General features: G+C 58.7%; 15 protein-coding genes. 5 read left to right on the top strand and 10 right to left on the bottom strand.

Annotated elements, in window-relative coordinates; all coding sequences use genetic code 11:
• Positions 1–14: 14 nt before the first annotated feature.
• The 8 genes from AC0IXA_RS02365 to AC0IXA_RS02330 all read right to left on the bottom strand — a co-directional run bounded on the left by AC0IXA_RS02365 (position 15) and on the right by AC0IXA_RS02330 (position 8,604).
• Positions 15–1,118 (bottom strand): ABC transporter ATP-binding protein, encoded by a 1,104-nt coding sequence (locus tag AC0IXA_RS02365; RefSeq protein WP_073476158.1) that lies wholly within the window; start codon positions 1,116–1,118, stop codon positions 15–17.
• A gap of 164 nt (positions 1,119–1,282) precedes the next feature.
• Complete coding sequence (locus tag AC0IXA_RS02360; protein WP_016774872.1) at positions 1,283–2,113, bottom strand: carbohydrate ABC transporter permease; 831 nt, start codon at positions 2,111–2,113, stop codon at positions 1,283–1,285.
• Between the two features lie 8 nt (positions 2,114–2,121).
• A complete protein-coding gene (locus tag AC0IXA_RS02355) occupies positions 2,122–3,048 on the bottom strand; it encodes a carbohydrate ABC transporter permease (protein ID WP_041480415.1) in 927 nt (308 codons plus the stop codon).
• Between the two features lie 156 nt (positions 3,049–3,204).
• Positions 3,205–4,515, bottom strand: a complete 1,311-nt coding sequence (locus tag AC0IXA_RS02350) for an ABC transporter substrate-binding protein (RefSeq protein WP_073476160.1) — start codon at positions 4,513–4,515, stop codon at positions 3,205–3,207.
• 341 nt (positions 4,516–4,856) lie between these two features.
• Positions 4,857–5,762 (bottom strand): AraC family transcriptional regulator, encoded by a 906-nt coding sequence (locus AC0IXA_RS02345; RefSeq protein ID WP_217878282.1) that lies wholly within the window; start codon positions 5,760–5,762, stop codon positions 4,857–4,859.
• Positions 5,763–5,850: 88 nt separating this feature from the next.
• Positions 5,851–6,714, bottom strand: coding sequence for a PI-PLC domain-containing protein (locus AC0IXA_RS02340; protein WP_471811479.1), 864 nt, complete (start codon positions 6,712–6,714; stop codon positions 5,851–5,853).
• A 107-nt stretch (positions 6,715–6,821) separates the two neighbouring features.
• The gene (locus AC0IXA_RS02335; protein ID WP_471811477.1) at positions 6,822–8,126 is read right to left on the bottom strand and encodes a glycosyltransferase; all 1,305 of its coding nucleotides are present in this window, start codon (positions 8,124–8,126) and stop codon (positions 6,822–6,824) included.
• 118 nt (positions 8,127–8,244) lie between these two features.
• On the bottom strand, positions 8,245–8,604 hold the full coding sequence (locus tag AC0IXA_RS02330; RefSeq protein ID WP_471811475.1) for a response regulator: 360 nt from the start codon (positions 8,602–8,604) through the stop codon (positions 8,245–8,247).
• A gap of 265 nt (positions 8,605–8,869) precedes the next feature.
• Here AC0IXA_RS02330 and AC0IXA_RS02325 point away from each other — a divergent pair, with 265 nt between their 5' ends.
• The 5 genes from AC0IXA_RS02325 to AC0IXA_RS02305 are packed head-to-tail and all read left to right on the top strand — an operon-like array spanning position 8,870 to position 15,396.
• Positions 8,870–12,343 carry a response regulator gene (locus AC0IXA_RS02325; RefSeq protein ID WP_471811473.1) on the top strand — a complete coding sequence of 1,158 codons (3,474 nt, stop codon included), beginning with the start codon at positions 8,870–8,872 and terminating at the stop codon, positions 12,341–12,343.
• A complete protein-coding gene (locus tag AC0IXA_RS02320; protein ID WP_016774863.1) occupies positions 12,343–13,176 on the top strand; it encodes a CheR family methyltransferase in 834 nt (277 codons plus the stop codon). The genes AC0IXA_RS02325 and AC0IXA_RS02320 overlap by 1 nt, the downstream gene beginning before the upstream one ends.
• Positions 13,173–13,766, top strand: coding sequence for a chemotaxis protein CheB (locus AC0IXA_RS02315; RefSeq protein ID WP_076562741.1), 594 nt, complete (start codon positions 13,173–13,175; stop codon positions 13,764–13,766). Before AC0IXA_RS02320 ends, AC0IXA_RS02315 begins: the two co-directional genes overlap by 4 nt.
• Entirely contained in the window at positions 13,760–14,974 is a 1,215-nt protein-coding gene (locus AC0IXA_RS02310; RefSeq protein WP_110645385.1) for a hybrid sensor histidine kinase/response regulator, read from the top strand. Before AC0IXA_RS02315 ends, AC0IXA_RS02310 begins: the two co-directional genes overlap by 7 nt.
• 44 nt (positions 14,975–15,018) lie before the next feature.
• Complete coding sequence (locus tag AC0IXA_RS02305) at positions 15,019–15,396, top strand: response regulator (RefSeq protein ID WP_016774860.1); 378 nt, start codon at positions 15,019–15,021, stop codon at positions 15,394–15,396.
• Between the two features lie 42 nt (positions 15,397–15,438).
• Here the strand turns inward: AC0IXA_RS02305 and AC0IXA_RS02300 are convergent, their stop codons facing one another.
• Both AC0IXA_RS02300 and AC0IXA_RS02295 read right to left on the bottom strand, forming a co-directional pair.
• Positions 15,439–17,109, bottom strand: coding sequence for an ATP-binding protein (locus AC0IXA_RS02300; protein WP_341637396.1), 1,671 nt, complete (start codon positions 17,107–17,109; stop codon positions 15,439–15,441).
• Entirely contained in the window at positions 17,106–18,608 is a 1,503-nt protein-coding gene (locus AC0IXA_RS02295; protein WP_024013082.1) for an ATPase domain-containing protein, read from the bottom strand. The genes AC0IXA_RS02300 and AC0IXA_RS02295 overlap by 4 nt, the downstream gene beginning before the upstream one ends.
• Between the last annotated feature and the right edge of the window lie 25 nt (positions 18,609–18,633).

Here is an 18,633-nt window from a genome sequence, read left to right as displayed (position 1 = left end):
GGATAGTCTCGAAATCAGGCGGCAGCGCGCAGTGGGCGGGTCAGCGCCACACCTTCAGCGTCGAACAGGTGGCAGTGAGTCGGGTCCAGACGCAGACTCAATTGCTCGCCATAACGGCTGGCCAGATCGCCGCGCACGCGCATGGTCAGGGCTTCACCGGCGCTGGTGGTGACGTGGCAGAAGGTGTCGCTGCCAAGGCGTTCGCTGACATCGGCAGTCACCTGCAACGTGCAGTCGCCGGGTTGTGCCAGCTCCAGGTGTTCAGGGCGAATACCCAATGTGACTGCGCTGCCGACACTGAGGTTGGCGGCGTTGAACGGCAGGGTGATGCGCGTGCCGGCGTCCAGCGAAACTTCGCAGCTGGCGCCGTCGATGCGGGCAATCTTGCCTTTGAGGAAACCCATTTTCGGCGTGCCGAGAAAGCCTGCGACAAACAGGTTCGCCGGGTTGTGATACAGGTCCAGCGGCGAGCCGACCTGCTCGATCCTGCCGCCATTGAGCACCACGACTTTGTCGGCCATGGTCATCGCTTCGACCTGATCGTGGGTCACATAAATCATCGTTGCTTGCAGGTCTTTATGCAGGCGCAGCAGTTCCAGACGCATCTGCACGCGCAACGCCGCGTCGAGGTTGGACAGCGGCTCATCGAAGAGGAAAATCTTCGGGTTGCGCACGATGGCGCGGCCGATCGCGACGCGCTGACGCTGACCGCCGGACAGCTGTTTGGGTTTGCGCTCGAGCATCGGCCCAAGTTCAAGAATGCGTGCCGCTTCGCCAACCTTGCGCTCGACCTCGGCTTTCGGCACGCCGGCCAGATCGAGGGCGAACGACATGTTCTTTTTCACGGTCATGTGCGGGTACAGCGCGTAGGTCTGGAACACCATCGCCAGATCGCGCTTGGCCGGGCTGACTTCAGTGATATCGCGGCCATCGAGTTCGATGGTGCCGCCGCTGACCTCTTCCAGCCCGGCGATCAGGCGCAGCAGGGTGGACTTGCCGCAGCCCGACGGGCCGACGAAGACCACGAATTCCTTGTCGTTCACTTCCAGGTCGATGCCCTTGATGATGGAAAAGCCTTCGAAGCCTTTTTGCAGATTCTTGATTTTCAGGTTGGCCATGAGATGGGCCTCCGCAATTTATTATTGGGTTAAACCAGATCGGCTTTTCTGTGGGAGCGAGCCTGCTCGCGAAGGGGCCGTGTCAGTCGACATCAGGGTTGAATGACACTCCGCTTTCGCGAGCAGGCTCGCTCCCACAGGGGATAGGGTTGGATTCGGGATGTTCATTTCACGGCACCAAACGACAGCCCGCGCACCAGTTGCTTCTGGCTGATCCAGCCAAAGATCAGAATCGGCGCACAGGCCAGGGTCGATACGGCCGACAACTTGGCCCAGAACAATCCTTCGGGACTTGAATACGAGGCGATCAACGCGGTCAGTGGTGCAGCATTCGATGAGGTCAGGTTCAGCGACCAAAACGCCTCGTTCCAGCACAGGATCAGCGACAGCAGCACGGTCGAGGCGAGGCCGCCCTTGGCGATCGGCAGCAGCACGCGGACCATTTCCTGCCACAGCGTCGCACCGTCGAGGCGGGCGGCTTCGAGGATGTCTTTGGGGATGTCCTTGAAGTAGGTGTAAACCATCCAGACCACGATCGGCAGGTTGATCAGCGTGTAGATCACGATCAGCGCAATGCGCGTGTCGAGCAGGCCGAAACTCTTGGCCAGCAGGTAGATCGGCATCAGCACGCCCACCGGCGGCAGCATCTTGGTCGAGAGCATCCACAGCAGCGTGCCTTTGGTGCGCTGGGTTTCGTAGAACGCCATCGAGTAGGCCGCCGGCACCGCGATCAACAGGCACAGGGCGGTGGCGCTGAAGGAGATCACCACCGAGTTCCAGGCGAAGCTGAAATAGTCGCTGCGCTCGTTGATGTGCAGGTAGTTCTCCAGCGTTGGCGTGAAGATGAACTGCGGCGGCGTGGCGAAAGCGTCGATTTCGCTCTTGAAACTGGTCATCACCATCCAGAAGATCGGGAAGAAAATCACGATCGCGATGGCCCAGGCCAGGGTGCCGAGCAGCAGGCTTTGCAGGCGGCGGGATTGTTGGAGGGTCATGGCAGGCCTCACGCTTTGTCAGTCAGGTTTTTGCCGATCATCCGCACCAGAATGATCGCGGCGATGTTGGCGATGACCACGGCAATCAAGCCGCCCGCCGAGGCCATGCCGACATCGAACTGCACCAGCGCCTGGTTGTAGATCAGGTAGGCGAGGTTGGTCGAGGCGTAGCCGGGGCCACCGTTGGTGGTGGTGAAGATTTCGGCGAACACCGAGAGCAGGAAGATCGTTTCGATCATCACCACCACAGCAATCGGCCGCGCCAGATGCGGCAGGGTCAGGTGCCAGAAAATCGCGATCGGGCCGGCACCGTCCAGGCGTGCAGCCTCTTTCTGTTCCTGATCCAGCGACTGCATGGCGGTCATCAGAATCAGGATCGCGAAGGGCAGCCATTGCCACGAAACGATGATGATGATCGACAGCAGCGGATAGTGCGCCAGCCAGTCCACCGGTTGCGCACCGAACAGCTTCCAGATGTAGGCGAGGATCCCCGAGACCGGGTGGAAAATCAGGTTCTTCCAGATCAACGCGCCGACGGTGGGCATGATGAAGAACGGCGAGATCAGCATCACCCGCACCAGACCGCGACCAAGGAATTCGCTGGCCTCCAGCAACGCGCTGATCAACACACCGAAGACCACACTGATCAGCAGCACGCTGCCGACCAGCAGCAACGTATTGGTCGCGCCGGGCATGAAGCCCGAATCGGTGAGGAAGTAAGTGAAGTTCTCCAGCCCGACGAATTCGTTTTCGCCGGGGTAGAGCAGGTTGTAGCGGATCATCGAAAAGTACAGGGTCATGCCCAGCGGCACGATCATCCACAGCAGCAACAGCGCCACCGAAGGGCTGACCAGAAACCAGCCGGGATTGCGCACCCGCAGCTTGCGCTGGGGTGGCGACAGGTCGATGTGGGCTTTGGCAGTTGAAGTATTCATGGCATTCACAACCGAGTCATACAGACCTATGGAGATCCCCATGTGGGAGCGAGCCTGCTCGCGAAAGCGCTGGGTCAGTGTCATGTGTGTTGGCTGACACGACGCCTTCGCGAGCAGGCTCGCTCCCACAAGAGGCAGGAGCAAGTCGCTCAGCGCTTACTTGGGATAACCCGCGCGCTTCATCTCGCGTTCCGTAGTCTGCTGCGCCGCCGCCAGCGCCTGATCTACCGTGGTCTGGCCGATCAGCGCTGCCGAGAACAGCTTGCCGACCTGGGTGCCCACTGCCTGGAATTCAGGAATGGTCACCAGTTGAATGCCGATGTACGGCACCGGTTTCAGTGTCGGTTTGCTCGGGTCAGCGGCCTTCAGCGATTCCAGCGTCACCTTGGCAAACGGCGCAGCGCTCATGTACGCATCGCTGTAGGTCGAAGCGCGGGTGCCCGGCGGCACGTTGGCGATGCCATCGGTCTTGGCAACCAGTTCGCCGTACTCTTTGGACGTGGCCCAGGCGCTGAAGGTTTTTGCTGCGTCCTTGGCCTTGGAGCTGGTCGGAATCGCCAGCGCCCACGAATACAGCCACGCCGAGCCTTTATCCGTGACCTGATGCGGAGCGAAGGTGAAACCGACGCTATCGGCGACCTTGCTCTGGGTCTTGTCGGTGACGAACGAACCGGCGACGCTGGCGTCGACCCAGATCGCGCATTTGCCGCTGTTGAACAGGGCGAGGTTTTCATTGAAACCGTTGCTGGATGCGCCCGGCGGGCCGGATTTCTTCATGGTGTTGACGTAGAAATTCAGCGCGTTTTTCCATTCCGGTCCGCTGAATTCCGGTTTCCATTGCTCATCGAACCAGCGCGCGCCGTAAGCATTGGCGACCGTGGTAACCAGCGCCATGTTCTCGCCCCAACCGGCCTTGCCGCGCAGGCAGATGCCGTATTGCTCTTTGTCTTTCTGGGTGAGTTTTTCCGCAAACCCGGCGATCTCTTCCCAGGTCGGCCGCTCCGGCATGGTCAGCCCGGCTGCCTTGAACAGGTCGGTGCGGTAATAGGTGATCGAACTTTCTGCGTAAAACGGCAGCGCATACAGCGAACCCTTCACCGACAGGCCTTCGCGCACCGACGGGAAGACATCGTCGAGGGCGTAACTGGCCGGCAGGTCCTTCATCGGCTCCAGCCAACCCTTTCCGCCCCAGAGTGCGGCTTCGTACATGCCGATGGTCAACACGTCGAACTGGCCGCCCTGAGTGGCGATGTCGGTGGTCAGGCGCTGACGCAGGACGTTCTCTTCCAGCACCACCCAATTGAGCTTGATGTCCGGATGCTCGCTCTCGAAGGTTTTCGAGAGTTTCTGCATGCGAATCATGTCGCTGTTGTTGACGGTGGCGATGGTCAGGGTCTGGGCGCCAAGGCTGACGCTGCTGAGGGTCATGCAGGTGAGAGCGAGCAGAGCTTTTGCAGTGGGTTGCATCGTGCACTCCTTTTCTGACACCCGACGGGGCAGAAGGACAGTTATTGTTTTTGTGTCTTCCGAATGCAGGAAGAATCTGCGCTGATTACAGCCTTCCACGGCGGGGCTGACAAATCATCCCTAGCACTTTTGTTGATACTTTTTTGCACTGGGGTTTGGTGGGGGGAACGCAGGGAAGGGCTTTTGCGCGAGGTGCGGTTAACGAATGCGTACAGATTTCGCCAGCCGGGCACAACCTCTTGTGGGAGCGAGCCTGCTCGCGAATACGATATGCCTGTCACAGGGTTCTTGACTGACAGCACGCTTTCGCGAGCAGGCTCGCTCCCACAGGTGGCGTGTCTTCAGAGATGGTTCTGTTCAGTCAGGCGCTGCACCGCCAGCCGTCGATAGTGCGACGGCGTCATGCCCTTGAGTTGCTGAAAGCGCCGATTGAAGTTGGAAATATTGTTGAAGCCCGACTCGAAGCACACCTCGGTCACCGGTTTGTCGCCATCGGCCAGCAGCTCACAGGATTTGCTGATGCGCAGGCGATTGACGAATTCGATGAAGTTGCGTCCGGTGGCCTGTTTGAATACCCGGCTGAAATAGGTCGGCGTCATGCCCAGATGCTCGGCCACTTCTTCCAGTGAAATGTCCCGCGCGTAGTGGCTGAAGATGTAATCGACCGCGCGGTTGGTGCGGTCGATGTTGTGTTCGTCGGCCAGTTGCGGGGTGGTGGCGCCGGACAACAACTGGTAATCCTCACTCGCAGCGAGCAATTCCATCAGGATGAAAAAATGCCCGAGGCGGGTGATGCCGGTGCTGTCGGCGATCCGCTGCATAAGCGTCATGGCCTGACGGATCGTGCGCTTGCAGCGAAATTCGATGCCGTACTGCGCGCGCTCAAGCAGTGGCGCCAGGGATTTCAGCTCAGCGAACACTTGATGGCCGCTCTCGAACAATTCGTCGGTGAAGTTGACCAGCATGTCGCGCTTCTCCACCACTTCATCTTCAGCAATCTGGCTGATCCAGTTGTGCGGCAGGTTGGGACCGGTCAGAAACAGGGTTTCCGGATAGAAGTTGCCGATGTAATCGCCGATGAACACCTTGCCCGAGCTGGCGACGATCAGGTGCAGTTCGTATTCCTTGTGGAAATGCCAGCGCACCAGCGGGCAGGGGAAGCCGTGCTGGCGGTAGATGATGGACAAACCGTTATGGTCGTCCATCAATTCGTAGGAAGGGTCGGTCACGCGAGCGGTTCGGGTCATGACAAGGCACTTTTTTATTATCGCTGCACGATCATGCCTCGTTTTTTGCCGTTTGTGCCACTTCCGACTGGCCGTCCGTGGAGACCGCTCAGCTGAGCTTGTCGCGCGCCTTTTGCAAGTTGGCCATTTGGCAGAAGCGCACGATATTCGAATTCTTGATGAAGTCGAAATTGATGATGTTGCACTTGCGCGCCCAATCGGATTTTTCCGGGTCGAACCACTCGTCAAGACTGTCGAGGATTCGCTGTGGCCCGCCCAGTGTGTAACTGGTTGCCGACAGCGACCACGGGCGGCGCGTACTGACAGGTGTGCTCAGTACGTTGTCTATATAGCCATAAAGATCCGAGGTGCTGACCTGTGATTTGCCGATCCACTTGTGATTGATCTGGCTATAAAAGCGGAAGTCCAGGGTTTCCCAGGTCATCGGCGCAGCTACCATAATGCGCTGCAATGGATCGATGGCTTTGAGTTGGCCAATTGTCAGATGCAGATTTTCGGTGGGAATGATCCGTTCCCCAAGGTGCTCCAGCAAAGCTGTTCTGAATTCCTCATGGTTGAATGGATCTGTAGCGTTGGAAAGTTCATGGAAGTCCAGAACGATAAACTCGTTCGGGCTTCTTTCATAAAACCCCTTAACATCCCTGATCAGGTCTTCAAGCGTTCGCGAAGAGTTGAATCCATTGTGCTGGAAACGAAATTTCGCCAGTTGTTTCGCCTTGCTGTTGTAAACAAGGCGTACATCAAGTGCGCGAGCGCCGCGATTCAACTGCGAATAAAACGAAACGTCCTGACAGGCAAGCCAGTTTTTACCGGGAATCAGGGCGTAAGAGGCTTCCCAGTCACAACCGGCGTTATGCGCGCCGGGCAGGGTCATTTCAAATAGCGAAAGATTATCGATTTGTGGTGAATCAGCCATCCATTGATAGGTTGGTATATCGTCGAAGTTTTCCATGTTGCATATCCTGCGAAGTAGTTGATTAGTTGCGCGCAGGATGTTTATAAGCATGTTCGCGTTATTGCGAAAGTTCGCTTTTAATGCAAGTCATGTAATTGATGTAATCAGCGCTCTGTTGGATTTAACTGGTTTTTCGCTTCGATCCATTGAGCCATGTATTGAGTGCTTTTGAGTGTGTGATGTCGCAGCATGGCGCCGGTGAAGTTGTCGCTTCTAAGTTGTGCCAAGTGTTGTCGGCAATCAGCTATCCGGTTGATCAGACGCGGGCCATGTACGCTGCGCTGATAACGCTGCTGTAAAAGTGCCGAAGCCTGAATCTGCGCTTGCTGCCAGCGCGCTGGATCTTCGTACAGTTGCACGGCTTGTTCGGCGAAGGTATTTGCGTCCAGGGCAACCGCTCCCGGCCAAGGAGCATCGCCGTGCATGGCTTCGGCGCCGATCGGTGTCGTCACGCTTGGCGTGCCACAGAGCATGGCGTCGACCAGTTTGCCCTTGATTCCCGCGCCAAAGCGCAATGGCGCGAGGCAGACCCGCGCTGCCGACATCACTTCAAGTGCATCTTCGGCCCAGTCCATGATGTGAAAGCCTTGGGCCGGGTTGTGCAGTGCGGTGGCTTTGGGCGGCGTATAGGCGCCATAGATATGCAGTTGCGCGCGAGGCAAGCGCGCGCGGATCAGCGGCCAGAGCGTGGTCTTCATCCAGAGCACAGCATCCCAGTTTGGCGCGTGACGAAAGTTGCCAATGCTGAGGAAATGCGCGCGCTCTTCGAAACCTGGCGCGGCGGTGTCCGGAAGATCAATCATCAACGGATACCAATGCAGGATTTGCCGAGGCAGGCCGAATTCCTCCACCAGCAGGTCGATCTCGACTTCGGAAATCATCAGGTTCAAATCACACCGGTACAGCGCAGCGATTTCCCGTTTGGCCAGATCGGTGCTCGCCATCAGCTGGAATTCTTCGTGCAATGCCGGTGCGAACAGTTCGGTGAAATCAGTTTGCTCGTCGTTGCTTTTCAGCCGGTCTTTCAGACGCTGATGACGCGCATGCCGCAGACTTTGCAGGTCGGATGTTTCGAGGATGCGCAGGGCGTCCGGGCAGTGTTTCTCCACCCGCCAGCCAAACTGTTCCTCCATCATGAACTGATCGAACAGCACGATATCCGGCGCCAACTCGCTGATGAACGTATCAAAGCTGCTGTTGTTGAGTTCGATCGGCACTTCGCAAATGCCCAGCGCCGTCAGATCAGCTTTGTGTTCACCGGGGCCGGCCGGGCTGCTGAACGTGATGTCCCAGCCTTGCTCGAGGAACGCTTCAAGAATCTGCATGACATGACCGCTGGCCGCCGAAGAGCGGGGCTCGGGCCAGACGTAGCCGATGACCAGGACTTTGGTGGGAACGGAGTGGGACATCACTGGATTCTCGGCGCATAAAAAAGGGCGCAATTAAACCACAGTGATGTGTGCTCATCGCCAGTCCAGGTTGATCACGATTGCTCGGGTTCCAGCCAATGCCGGTAGATGCGCAGGACTATTCCAGTATGGATTTGACCTTGTCGCGTAACTGGTCAATCGAAAACGGTTTGCCGATGACATGCATGTCGCCGGGTACTTCGATAGTCTCGGCATAACCGCTGGCAAACAGGATGGGCAGAGCAGGGCGCAGCTGACGGGCCTTTTGAGAAAGTTCGCGGCCATCCATGCCAGGCAGGCCGTGGTCGGTCATCATCAAATCGATGTCTTTGCCAGGATTCGCAAGAATCTCGAGTGCCGCGTTGCCATCATCAGCCTCCAACACCTCGTATTCCAGCTCCTCCAGCACATCCACGATGAGCATGCGCACGATGTCGTCATCTTCTACGACAAGGATAGTGGAGGCATTGGCAGACATGGCAGGACTCTCAAAAATTGAAATCGGGGGATACCGGGCAAGTGAATTTTGCCGGACTCTTGCATGAGTAAGTGGCGCATAGCCACAAGTTCCCGAGCTGATACAAAAAAGAACAGGTCAGTGCGGTGCGGCAAGGATAACCGTTGGCGTCGTCCAATGCGCAAGCGTGCGTAGGAAAATGCCGTCATTTGTGTGAGAAAAATGGATCCATGGCGGGGTTTTGGGGCAAACTCTCGGGTTTTCAACAGTTCGACAAGGCTGCCCCATGTCCTCTCCGTCCTCGGTTGATGAACAACGGTTCCGCAAACTTCTGAGTCGCAACGTCAGCCTGCCGCTGGGCGTCGGCGTGCTCAGCGCCGTGTTCTTCGTCTCGCTGATCACTTATTTGCTGTCGGTCATCCAATGGGTCGAGCACACCGACCGGGTGATCAATAACGCCAATGAAGCGGTGAAGCTCACCGTTGATCTGGAAACCGGCATGCGCGGCTATCTGCTCAGCGGTGACGAGCACTTTCTCGACCCGTACGAAGTTGCCAAGCCGCGTATCGAGGTCGCTCTCAATACGTTGCTGGAGCTGACCGCCGATAATCCGGTGCAGACCGATCGCCTGCGCCGTTTGCAAGCCTTGCAGGTGGAGTGGGCCAATTACGCGCAGTCTATGATCGATCTGCAGCGCAGCAGTGGCGACTATCGCGGTGCGGTCAAGGCCGGGCGGGGCAAGCGCCTGACCGATGAAATCCGCAAGCAATTCGAGGACGTCATCGAGACCGAGCAGGTGCTGCGCGCCACGCGCAACGAGGATGTGCGCCGCACGACGATCTGGAGCATCACCCTTTATCTGATTTTCATCGTCGGTATCAGTGGGTTGCTGGCCTACATCGGCCGCCGCGACTTGCTCAACCTGTCGACCAACTACAGCGCCAACCTCGCCGCACAGCTGGCCAGCGCCGAACGCCTGGAGAAGCAGGCGTGGCTGCGCAACGGCCAGACACAACTGGCCGAGCAGGTCCTGGGGCAACTGACGCTCACTCTGCTGGGACGCAACATTCTGCAATTCTGCGCGCAATATCTGGGTACGGCCGTCGCCGCCCTCTATGTGCGCGAAGAGCACGGTGGCCTCAAGCGCGTCGCAACCTATGGTTTCTCCCGCGAACAGGAAGAGCAAAACCAGACGATCTACAGTGGCGAAGGCATCGTCGGCCAGGTCGCCGAACAAGCACGCTTGATCCGCCTCGATTCGGTCCCGGGCGACTATTTCAAAGTCAGCTCCGGTCTCGGCGCAGGCCTGCCGCACAGTGTGCTGGTGGTGCCGACCAGCGATGATGATCGGGTCAACGGTGTGATCGAACTGGGCTTCCTGCGTCCGCTGTCCGAGCGCGACATCGAACTGCTGGAACTGATTGCCGGCAACATCGGCACCTCGATCGAAGCGGCGCGTTACCGTCAGCGCTTGCAGGAAGTGCTCGCCGAAACCCAGCAGCTCAATGAAGAGCTGCAAGTGCAGCAGGAAGAGCTGAAGACTGCCAACGAAGAGCTGGAAGAACAGTCGCGGATTCTCAAGGAATCCCAGGCGCATCTGGAAACCCAGCAAGTGGAGCTGGAGCAGACCAACGAGCAGCTCGCCGAACAGCGCGATGCCATGGACAAGAAAAACACCGAGCTGAATCAGGCGCAGATCCAGCTCGAAGAGCGTGCCGAAGAGCTGCAACGCTCGAGCAAGTACAAGTCCGAATTCCTCGCCAACATGTCCCACGAACTGCGCACGCCGCTCAACAGTTCGCTGATTCTGGCCAAGCTGCTGGCGGAGAACCCGCAGCAGAATCTGTCGGCGGAACAGGTCAAGTTTGCCGAATCGATCTATTCGGCCGGCAACGATCTGCTCAACCTGATCAACGACATTCTCGACATTTCCAAAGTTGAAGCCGGGAAACTCGAAGTGATCGCCGAAAACACCCGCGTCGATCGTCTGGTCGACGGCTTGCGCTCAATGTTCGAACCGTTGGCGGCGGACAAGAAACTGGCGTTCAGCGTCGAGGTTCAGCCGGACGCACCGGGCTTGCTGTTCACCGACCGTCAGCGTCTGGAGCAGGTCATCAAGAACCTGCTGTCCAACGCTATCAAGTTCACTGAGCACGGCGCCGTCAGCCTGAGCATCACCGCGCAGCCGAACGATCACATCGCCTTCAGCGTCAAGGATTCCGGGATCGGTATCGCCGCGGATCAGCAGGAAAGTATCTTCGAGGCGTTCCGTCAGGCGGATGGCACCACCAATCGCAAGTACGGCGGCACCGGCCTGGGCCTGTCGATCTCGCGGGATCTGGCAACGTTGCTTGGCGGTTCGATCAGCGTCGACAGCGTGCCGGGGCAGGGCAGCACGTTTACGCTGGTGTTGCCGCGTCAGTATCACGAATTCGGTGAGACGCCTGCCGCGCCGCTGACCTTTCACCCGGCACCTGTGACGCCTGCGCCAGTTGCTGTTGCGGCTCCGCTCGCATCGGCGATTCCGGCAGTCATCCCGCGCTTTGCCGACGATCGCGACAAGGCACCGTTCGCCACCCGCTGCATTCTGGTGGTGGAGGACGAACCGAACTTCGCCCGTATCCTCTATGACCTGGCCCATGAGTTGGGCTACATGTGTCTGGTCGCCCACGGCGCTGACGAAGGTTACGACCTGGCGCGCGAATTCGTGCCGGATGCGATCCTGCTCGACATGCGCCTGCCGGATCATTCCGGTCTGACCGTGCTGCAACGCCTGAAAGAACGCGCCGAAACCCGGCACATTCCAGTGCACGTGATTTCCGTGGAAGACCGCGTCGAAGCGGCCATGCACATGGGCGCGATCGGCTACGCAGTGAAGCCGACCACCCGCGAAGAGCTCAAGGACGTATTCGCCCGCCTTGAGGCCAAGCTGACGCAGAAGGTCAAACGCGTGCTGCTGGTCGAAGATGACGATCTGCAACGCGAAAGCATCGCGCGGCTGATTGGCGACGAAGACATCGAAATCACTGCCGTCGGCCTGGCCCAGGACGCCCTGGAATTGCTGCGCACGACCATCTACGACTGCATGGTCATCGACCTCAAGCTGCCGGACATGCTCGGCAACGATCTGCTCAAGCGCATGTCCACCGAGGACATCTGCTCGTTCCCGCCGGTCATTGTCTACACCGGACGCAACCTGACCCGCGATGAAGAGGCCGAACTGCGCAAGTATTCGCGCTCGATCATCATCAAGGGCGCACGCTCCCCGGAGCGGTTGCTCGACGAGGTCACACTCTTTCTGCACAAAGTCGAATCGCAGCTGTCCCATGAACGGCAGAAGATGCTCAAGACCGCGCGCAGCCGCGACAAGGTCTTTGAAGGTCGTAAAGTGCTGCTGGTGGACGACGATGTGCGCAACATCTTCGCCCTGACCAGCGCGCTTGAACACAAAGGCGCAGTCGTGGTGATCGGCCGTAATGGCCGCGAAGCGATTGAGAAACTTCATGAAGTCGAGGACATCGACCTGGTGCTAATGGACGTGATGATGCCGGAAATGGATGGCTTCGAAGCCACCATGGAAATCCGCAAGGATCCGCGCTGGCGCAAGCTGCCGATCATCGCGGTGACGGCCAAGGCCATGAAGGACGATCAGGAGCGCTGCCTGCAAGCGGGCGCCAACGATTACCTGGCCAAGCCCATCGACCTTGATCGTCTGTTCTCGCTGATACGTGTGTGGTTACCGAAAATGGAACGCATCTAGTGGAACGCAGCAGTTCAGCCGAGCGCAACAGCGAAATCGAATTACGCTTGTTGATCGAGGCGATTTACCTGAAATACAGCTACGACTTTCGCGACTACTCCGGCGCTTCGATCAAGCGCCGGGTGCAGCACGCGCTGAGTCAGTTCGAGTGCGCGACCATCTCGGCCCTGCAAGAAAAAGTCCTGCACGACCCGACCGCGTTCATGCAGCTGCTGCAACTGCTGACGATCCCGGTCAGCGAGATGTTCCGCGATCCGTCGCACTTCCTGGCCATCCGCAACGAAGTGGTGCCGCTGCTGCGCACCTATCCGTCGCTGAAGATCTGGATTGCCGGCTGCAGCACGGGCGAGGAGGTCTATTCGATGGCGATTCTGTTGCGCGAGGAAGGCCTGCTCGACCGCACGATCATCTACGCCACCGACATCAACCCGCGCTCGCTGGAGAAGGCCAAGCAAGGGATTTTCTCCATGGAAAACGTCCGCGCCTACACTGCCAACTATCAGCAGGCCGGCGGTCAGCGCTCATTTGCCGATTACTACACGGCAGCCTACGGCTACGCGATTTTCGACAAGAGCCTGTGCGAGAACGTGACGTTCGCCGACCACAGCCTGGCCACCGATAGCGTGTTCTCCGAAACCCAGTTGATTTCCTGCCGCAATGTGCTGATCTACTTCAACAAGAAGCTGCAGGACCGGGCGTTCGGGCTGTTCCATGAATCGTTGTCGCATCGCGGCTTTCTGGTGCTGGGCAGCAAGGAAACCCTGGATTTTTCCAACTATTCGAACCAGTTCGAGGCGTTGGTCAAACAAGAACGGATCTACCGCAAATCATGAACGACACCCCGAGCCTGCCTCGCATCGAGGCCGTCGTGATCGGCGCCTCCGCAGGCGGTGTCGAGGCGTTGCTGACCCTGCTCGGGCCATTGCGCAAAGGCTATGTGCTGCCGATCATCATCGTTCTGCATCTGCCGGAAGAGCGCCGCAGTCATCTGGCCGAAGTGTTCTCCCGCCGTGTGGCGATGCCGGTCAAGGAAGCTGAAGACAAGCAGGACATTGAAGCCGGCACGGTGTATTTCGCCACGCCCGGTTATCACTTGTCGGTTGAAGCGGATCGCAGCCTGTCGCTGAGCCTGGAGGACCGCGTACATCATTCGCGGCCTTCGATCGACTACCTGTTTGAATCCGCCGCTGATGTTTACGGTGAGACACTCGCCGCCGTCCTGCTGACCGGCGCCAATCACGATGGCGCGCGCGGGCTGGCCTGCGTCAAGCGCTGCGGCGGCCTGACCATTGTTCAAGACCCCGATGATGCACAAGTCGCCACCATGCCCCAGGCTGCACTGAACGTTCTGCAGCCGGATCATGTCCTACCCATTCACGGCATCGGCCGTCTGCTAGTCGAGCTGGAACGAATCGCATGCTGAGTAATATCCAAGCCAAACTGTTGATCGTTGACGATCTGCCAGAAAACCTGCTGGCGCTGGAAGCGCTGATCAAGCGCGAGGATCGCACGGTCTACAAGGCTCTGTCGGCGGACGAAGCACTGTCGCTGTTGCTGCAACACGAATTCGCCATGGCCATTCTCGATGTGCAGATGCCGGGCATGAACGGCTTCGAACTGGCCGAGTTGATGCGCGGCACCGAGAAGACCAAGAACATTCCGATCATTTTCGTCAGCGCCGCTGGCCGTGAACTCAACTACGCGTTCAAGGGCTACGAAAGCGGTGCGGTGGACTTCCTGCACAAGCCGCTGGACATTCATGCGGTGAAGAGCAAGGTCAACGTTTTCGTTGATCTGTATCGCCAGAGCAAGGCCATGAAACAGCAGGTCGAGGCGCTGGAGCAGGCCCGACGCGAGCAGGAAGCGCTGCTGCAACAGCTGCAAAGCACGCAGCTTGAGCTGGAACAAGCGGTGCGCATGCGCGATGACTTCATGTCCATCGTTGCCCACGAGGTGCGCACGCCACTCAACGGCCTGATCCTCGAAACCCAGCTGCGCAAGATGCATCTGGCGCGGGACAACGCCGCGGCGTTCACCCTCGACAAGATGCAGGCGATGGTCGACCGCGATGAGCGACAGATCAAAAGCCTGATTCGCCTGATCGAAGACATGCTCGATGTCTCGCGAATCCGCACCGGCAAATTGTCGATCCGCCCGAGTCGTTTCGATCTGGTGCAACTGGTCAGCAATCTGCTGCAGAACTTTGCTCCGCAAATGGAAGCGGCAGAGACCAGTGTGTCCTTTGAAGCGCCCGTGCCGGTCGAAGGTTGCTGGGACGAGTTCCGCATCGAGCAAGTGGTGTCCAATCTGCTGACCAACGCTTTGCGTTATGGTGGTCGCAGCCCGATTCAGGTGCGCGTCTATCGCGAAGGCGAGGAGGCGCGGGTCGAAGTTCAGGACCACGGCATCGGCATCAGCGCCGAGAACCAGAAGCGTATTTTTCAGCAGTTCGAACGGGTGTCCGCCAAGACGGTGGTGGCCGGGCTCGGGCTGGGTCTGTTCATTTCCGAGCAGATCGTCGCCGCCCATGGCGGCTCCATCGTCGTCGAGAGTGAAATCAACGAAGGCGCCCTGTTTCGCGTTTGTCTGCCGATCCAGGAAAACGGCATATCCGACGCAACCTCTGAGTGACCACACGGTCGTATCAGCAGCTATTGACCGAACAAAGGCTTCCCATGAGCGTAGATGCGCAAGATGTAGTACTCGTCGTCGAAGACGAACCGGTTATCTTGATGGTCCTGACGGATTACCTGTCAGGGCAGGGCTATCGCGTGTTGCAAGCGGAAAATGGCGAGCAGGCTTTCGAGATCCTCGCCAGCAAACCTCACCTGGACATGCTGATTACCGATTTTCGCCTGCCGGGCGGGATCTCCGGCGTGCAGATTGCCGAGCCAGCGGTGAAATTGCGACCGGACCTGAAAGTGATTTTCATCAGCGGCTACCCGCAGGAAATCCGTGAAACCGGCAGCCCGATCACCAGCAAGGCACCGATCCTGGAAAAACCGTTCGATCTGGATGTGTTGCAGGAAAAGATTCAGGAATTGCTGGCCTGATTGTCATGCAGGAGCTGCCGAGCCTTCGGCAGCTCCTGTTCATCAGCTATTGATCATCTCGCGCACCTTGGCGGTGAGCAGATCAAAGGTGAAGGGCTTGGTGATCATCTGCATCCCCGAGTCGAGGAAGCCACCGCGCACCGCCGCGTGCTCGGCATAACCGGTGATGAACAACACTTTCAGACCTGGGCGATATTGCCGACCAACCTCCGCCAGTTGACGACCGTTCATCCCCGGCAGACCAACGTCACTGATGAGCAAATCAATACGTTGCGTCGAATTTAGAATCGGCATGGCGCCGTCGGCATCACCGGCTTCAACGAAGGCATAACCCAACTCGCTGAGCACGGCGCTGACCAACACGCGCACTGCCGGATCGTCTTCGACGATGAGTACGGTTTCGCCATCCATCGCATACGGAGCCTGCTGCGAATCCGAGACGGGAACTTCCACTTCTTCACCACGGAAACGCGGCAGGTAGAGTTTCACCGTGGTGCCTTGATCGACTTCACTGTCGATCGACACATGCCCGCGTGATTGCTTGCTGAAGCCATAGATCATCGACAGTCCGAGGCCGGTGCCCTGGCCGATCGGCTTGGTCGTAAAAAACGGATCGAACGCACGGCTGACCACGCTCTGCGGCATGCCGCTGCCATTGTCAGTGACGCTGAGCATCACGTAATCGCCCGGCTCCAGATTGCTGTAAGCGGCAGTGAAGTCGCGATGCAGCACCTGATTGCTGGTTTCCACCACCAGTTTGCCACCCTCGGGCATCGCATCGCGGGCATTGATTACCAGGTTGAGCAGGGCGCTCTCGAGTTGATTGGGATCGGCCTCGGCAACCCAGAGGTTGTCGTCCAGGCGCATTTCCAGATGAATGCTTTCATTGAGGCTGCGTTGCAGCAGCTCGCCCATCGACAGCACCAGCGTGTTCATTTGCACGGCTTTCGGGTCGAGGGATTGCCGGCGGGAGAACGCCAACAAGCGGTGAGTCAGGCCGGCGGCGCGGTTGGCGGAGGTCACGCCTAGATCGATCAGACTGTCGAGGTCTTCGGTGCGGCCTCGGGCCAGACGTCGGCGCAGCAGTTCCAGGCTACCGATGATGCCGGTGAGCATATTGTTGAAGTCGTGAGCAATGCCGCCCGTAAGTTGGCCGACCGCTTCCATTTTCTGCGATTGGCGCAGCGCTTCTTCGTTGTGGCGAAGCTGTGCGGTGCGCTCTTCAACCTGTTGCTCGAGGGTTTCCAGAGTCGATTGCAGGCGTCGTTCGCTTTCACTCAGGTCGATCAGCCGATCGCGCGCTTCATATTGTCGTCGACGCCCACGCAGGGCGGCAGAGACCAGACTGACCAGTGTCGCGGGATGGAAGGGGCGCTCGAGAAAAGTCACGTTGCCGAGCAGGGTGCTCAGGCGCGACGGCGGCCCTTGTTCATCGCCGCCATGATGAGTCAGCAGCACGATGGGCATGTCCGACCAGGCGGGCTGCTGGTCAAGGTAGGCGATAAGCCCTTCCAGTTCCGGTCCGCGCAGCGCTTCAGCAGCAATCAGCAGCAACCCGGCGCCGACCTCCAGTTCCGTGCACAGAGCGCCGAGATTCGGCGCCACCATGCCGCCGTAACCGGCTTCGTTGAGAATCATCAACGCGATCTGGCTGTCACGACCCATGGGCGCCAGCACCAGCACCCGCTCGGCCAACGGCGTGTTGACCGTCACAAGCTTTCATCCTCAAGCAATGGATTGCTCGCTCCCATGTAGGTCGGCACGCCACGCAGCACGCCCTGGAAGGACTCCAGCGGTTGGCCGATGGTCATGCCACGCGAGGAGATCCGGTATTCACGGATGGTCGATTCGTGGTTGCCGGTACGTTTCTTGATAATCGAGATCGCCCGGCGGACTTTGCCGAGGGCTTCGAAGTAGCGCAACAGAATCACCGTGTCCGCCAGGTAAGTGATGTCGACCGGCGCCTGCATATCGCCCACCAGACCGTGCTGGGCGACCGTCATGAAAGTCGCCGCGCCTTTGCGGTTAAGGTACAGCAGCAGCTCGTGCATGTGCAGCACCAGCGCGTTTTCTTCCGGCATCGCCGCTTGATAGCCGTTAATGCTGTCGATCACCACGGTTTTGATACCCAGCTCATCGACGCAACGACGCACGCGATGGGACAACTCACCGGGAGACAATTCGGCGGCGTCTACTTGTTCGATCAGCAGATTACCGGTGGCCTGCAAGGCTTTGAGGTCGATGCCGAGATGACGCATGCGTTCGAACAGCAGGCCCAGCTCTTCATCGAAAATGAACAGCGCGGCTTTTTCGCCTCGGGCCACCGCTGCGGCGGCGAAGATCATCGAAATCATCGATTTGCCGGTACCGGCCGGGCCGAGAATCAGCGTGCTGGAGCCGGTCTCGATGCCGCCGCCGAGCAGGGCGTCCATTTGCGGGATGCCGCTGGAAAGCTGCAGACGTGGGTAGTCGCCGCGATGTTCCGCCGCTACCAGGCGTGGGAAAACATGGACGCCGTCGCCCATGATGGTGAAATCGTGGAAACCGCCACGGTATTTCTGCCCGCGATATTTGACCACTCGTACGCGACGACGCTCGGCGCCGTAGCTTGGCGTCAGCTCTTCAAGGCGAATCACGCCGTGGGCGACACTGTGCACGGTCTTGTCGAGGGATTCGGTGGTCAGGTCATCGAGCAGCAGGACGGTGGCGTCGTAGCGCACAAAGTAGTGCTTGATCGCCAGAATCTGCCGACGATAGCGCAACGAGCTCTGCGCCAGCAAACGGATCTCCGAAAGGCTGTCGAGCACTACGCGGGTCGGTTTGAAGCGTTCGACCACTTCGAAAATCTGCCTGGTCGCCTCGCCCAGTTCAAGGTCCGAGGAATACAGCAGGCTTTGCTGGTGTTCGGCATTGAGCAGGCTTTCCGGCGGTGTCAGCTCGAAGATCTTGATGTTTTCGTTCAGCTCCCAGCCGTGGGAGAGCGCACCTTGACGCAGTTCTTTCTCGGTTTCCGAGAGAGTGATGTACAAGCAACGTTCCCCGGCCAGCGCACCGGCGCGGAGGAAATGCAAAGCCACGGTGGTTTTGCCGGTTCCGGGTTCCCCCTCGAGCAAAAACACATGGCCGCGAGACAGGCCACCGGCAAGGATGTCATCCAGACCTACAATGCCGACGGCGGCCTTTGCACTGATCAACTCGTTTGATGTAGTCAAAAAACGCCCTCTTATGACTAGGGTA

Source organism: Pseudomonas sp. AC083 (assembly GCF_979253165.1).
Note: the sequence above shows the minus strand (reverse complement) of the source record. Positions and strands in the feature narration are given on the sequence as shown.

Excerpts from the sequence above, each read along its gene's own strand:
- AC0IXA_RS02335 (WP_471811477.1), bottom strand. The coding sequence starts at position 8,126 with ATGTCCCACTCCGTTCCCACCAAAGTCCTGGTCATCGGCTACGTCTGG.
- AC0IXA_RS02350 (WP_073476160.1), bottom strand. The coding sequence starts at position 4,515 with ATGCAACCCACTGCAAAAGCTCTGCTCGCTCTCACCTGCATGACCCTC.
- AC0IXA_RS02340 (WP_471811479.1), bottom strand. The coding sequence starts at position 6,714 with ATGGAAAACTTCGACGATATACCAACCTATCAATGGATGGCTGATTCA.
- AC0IXA_RS02315 (WP_076562741.1), top strand. The coding sequence starts at position 13,173 with ATGAACGACACCCCGAGCCTGCCTCGCATCGAGGCCGTCGTGATCGGC.
- AC0IXA_RS02355 (WP_041480415.1), bottom strand. The coding sequence starts at position 3,048 with ATGAATACTTCAACTGCCAAAGCCCACATCGACCTGTCGCCACCCCAG.
- AC0IXA_RS02310 (WP_110645385.1), top strand. The coding sequence starts at position 13,760 with ATGCTGAGTAATATCCAAGCCAAACTGTTGATCGTTGACGATCTGCCA.
- AC0IXA_RS02305 (WP_016774860.1), top strand. The coding sequence starts at position 15,019 with ATGAGCGTAGATGCGCAAGATGTAGTACTCGTCGTCGAAGACGAACCG.
- AC0IXA_RS02325 (WP_471811473.1), top strand. The coding sequence starts at position 8,870 with ATGTCCTCTCCGTCCTCGGTTGATGAACAACGGTTCCGCAAACTTCTG.
- AC0IXA_RS02345 (WP_217878282.1), bottom strand. The coding sequence starts at position 5,762 with ATGACCCGAACCGCTCGCGTGACCGACCCTTCCTACGAATTGATGGAC.
- AC0IXA_RS02365 (WP_073476158.1), bottom strand. The coding sequence starts at position 1,118 with ATGGCCAACCTGAAAATCAAGAATCTGCAAAAAGGCTTCGAAGGCTTT.
- AC0IXA_RS02360 (WP_016774872.1), bottom strand. The coding sequence starts at position 2,113 with ATGACCCTCCAACAATCCCGCCGCCTGCAAAGCCTGCTGCTCGGCACC.
- AC0IXA_RS02330 (WP_471811475.1), bottom strand. The coding sequence starts at position 8,604 with ATGTCTGCCAATGCCTCCACTATCCTTGTCGTAGAAGATGACGACATC.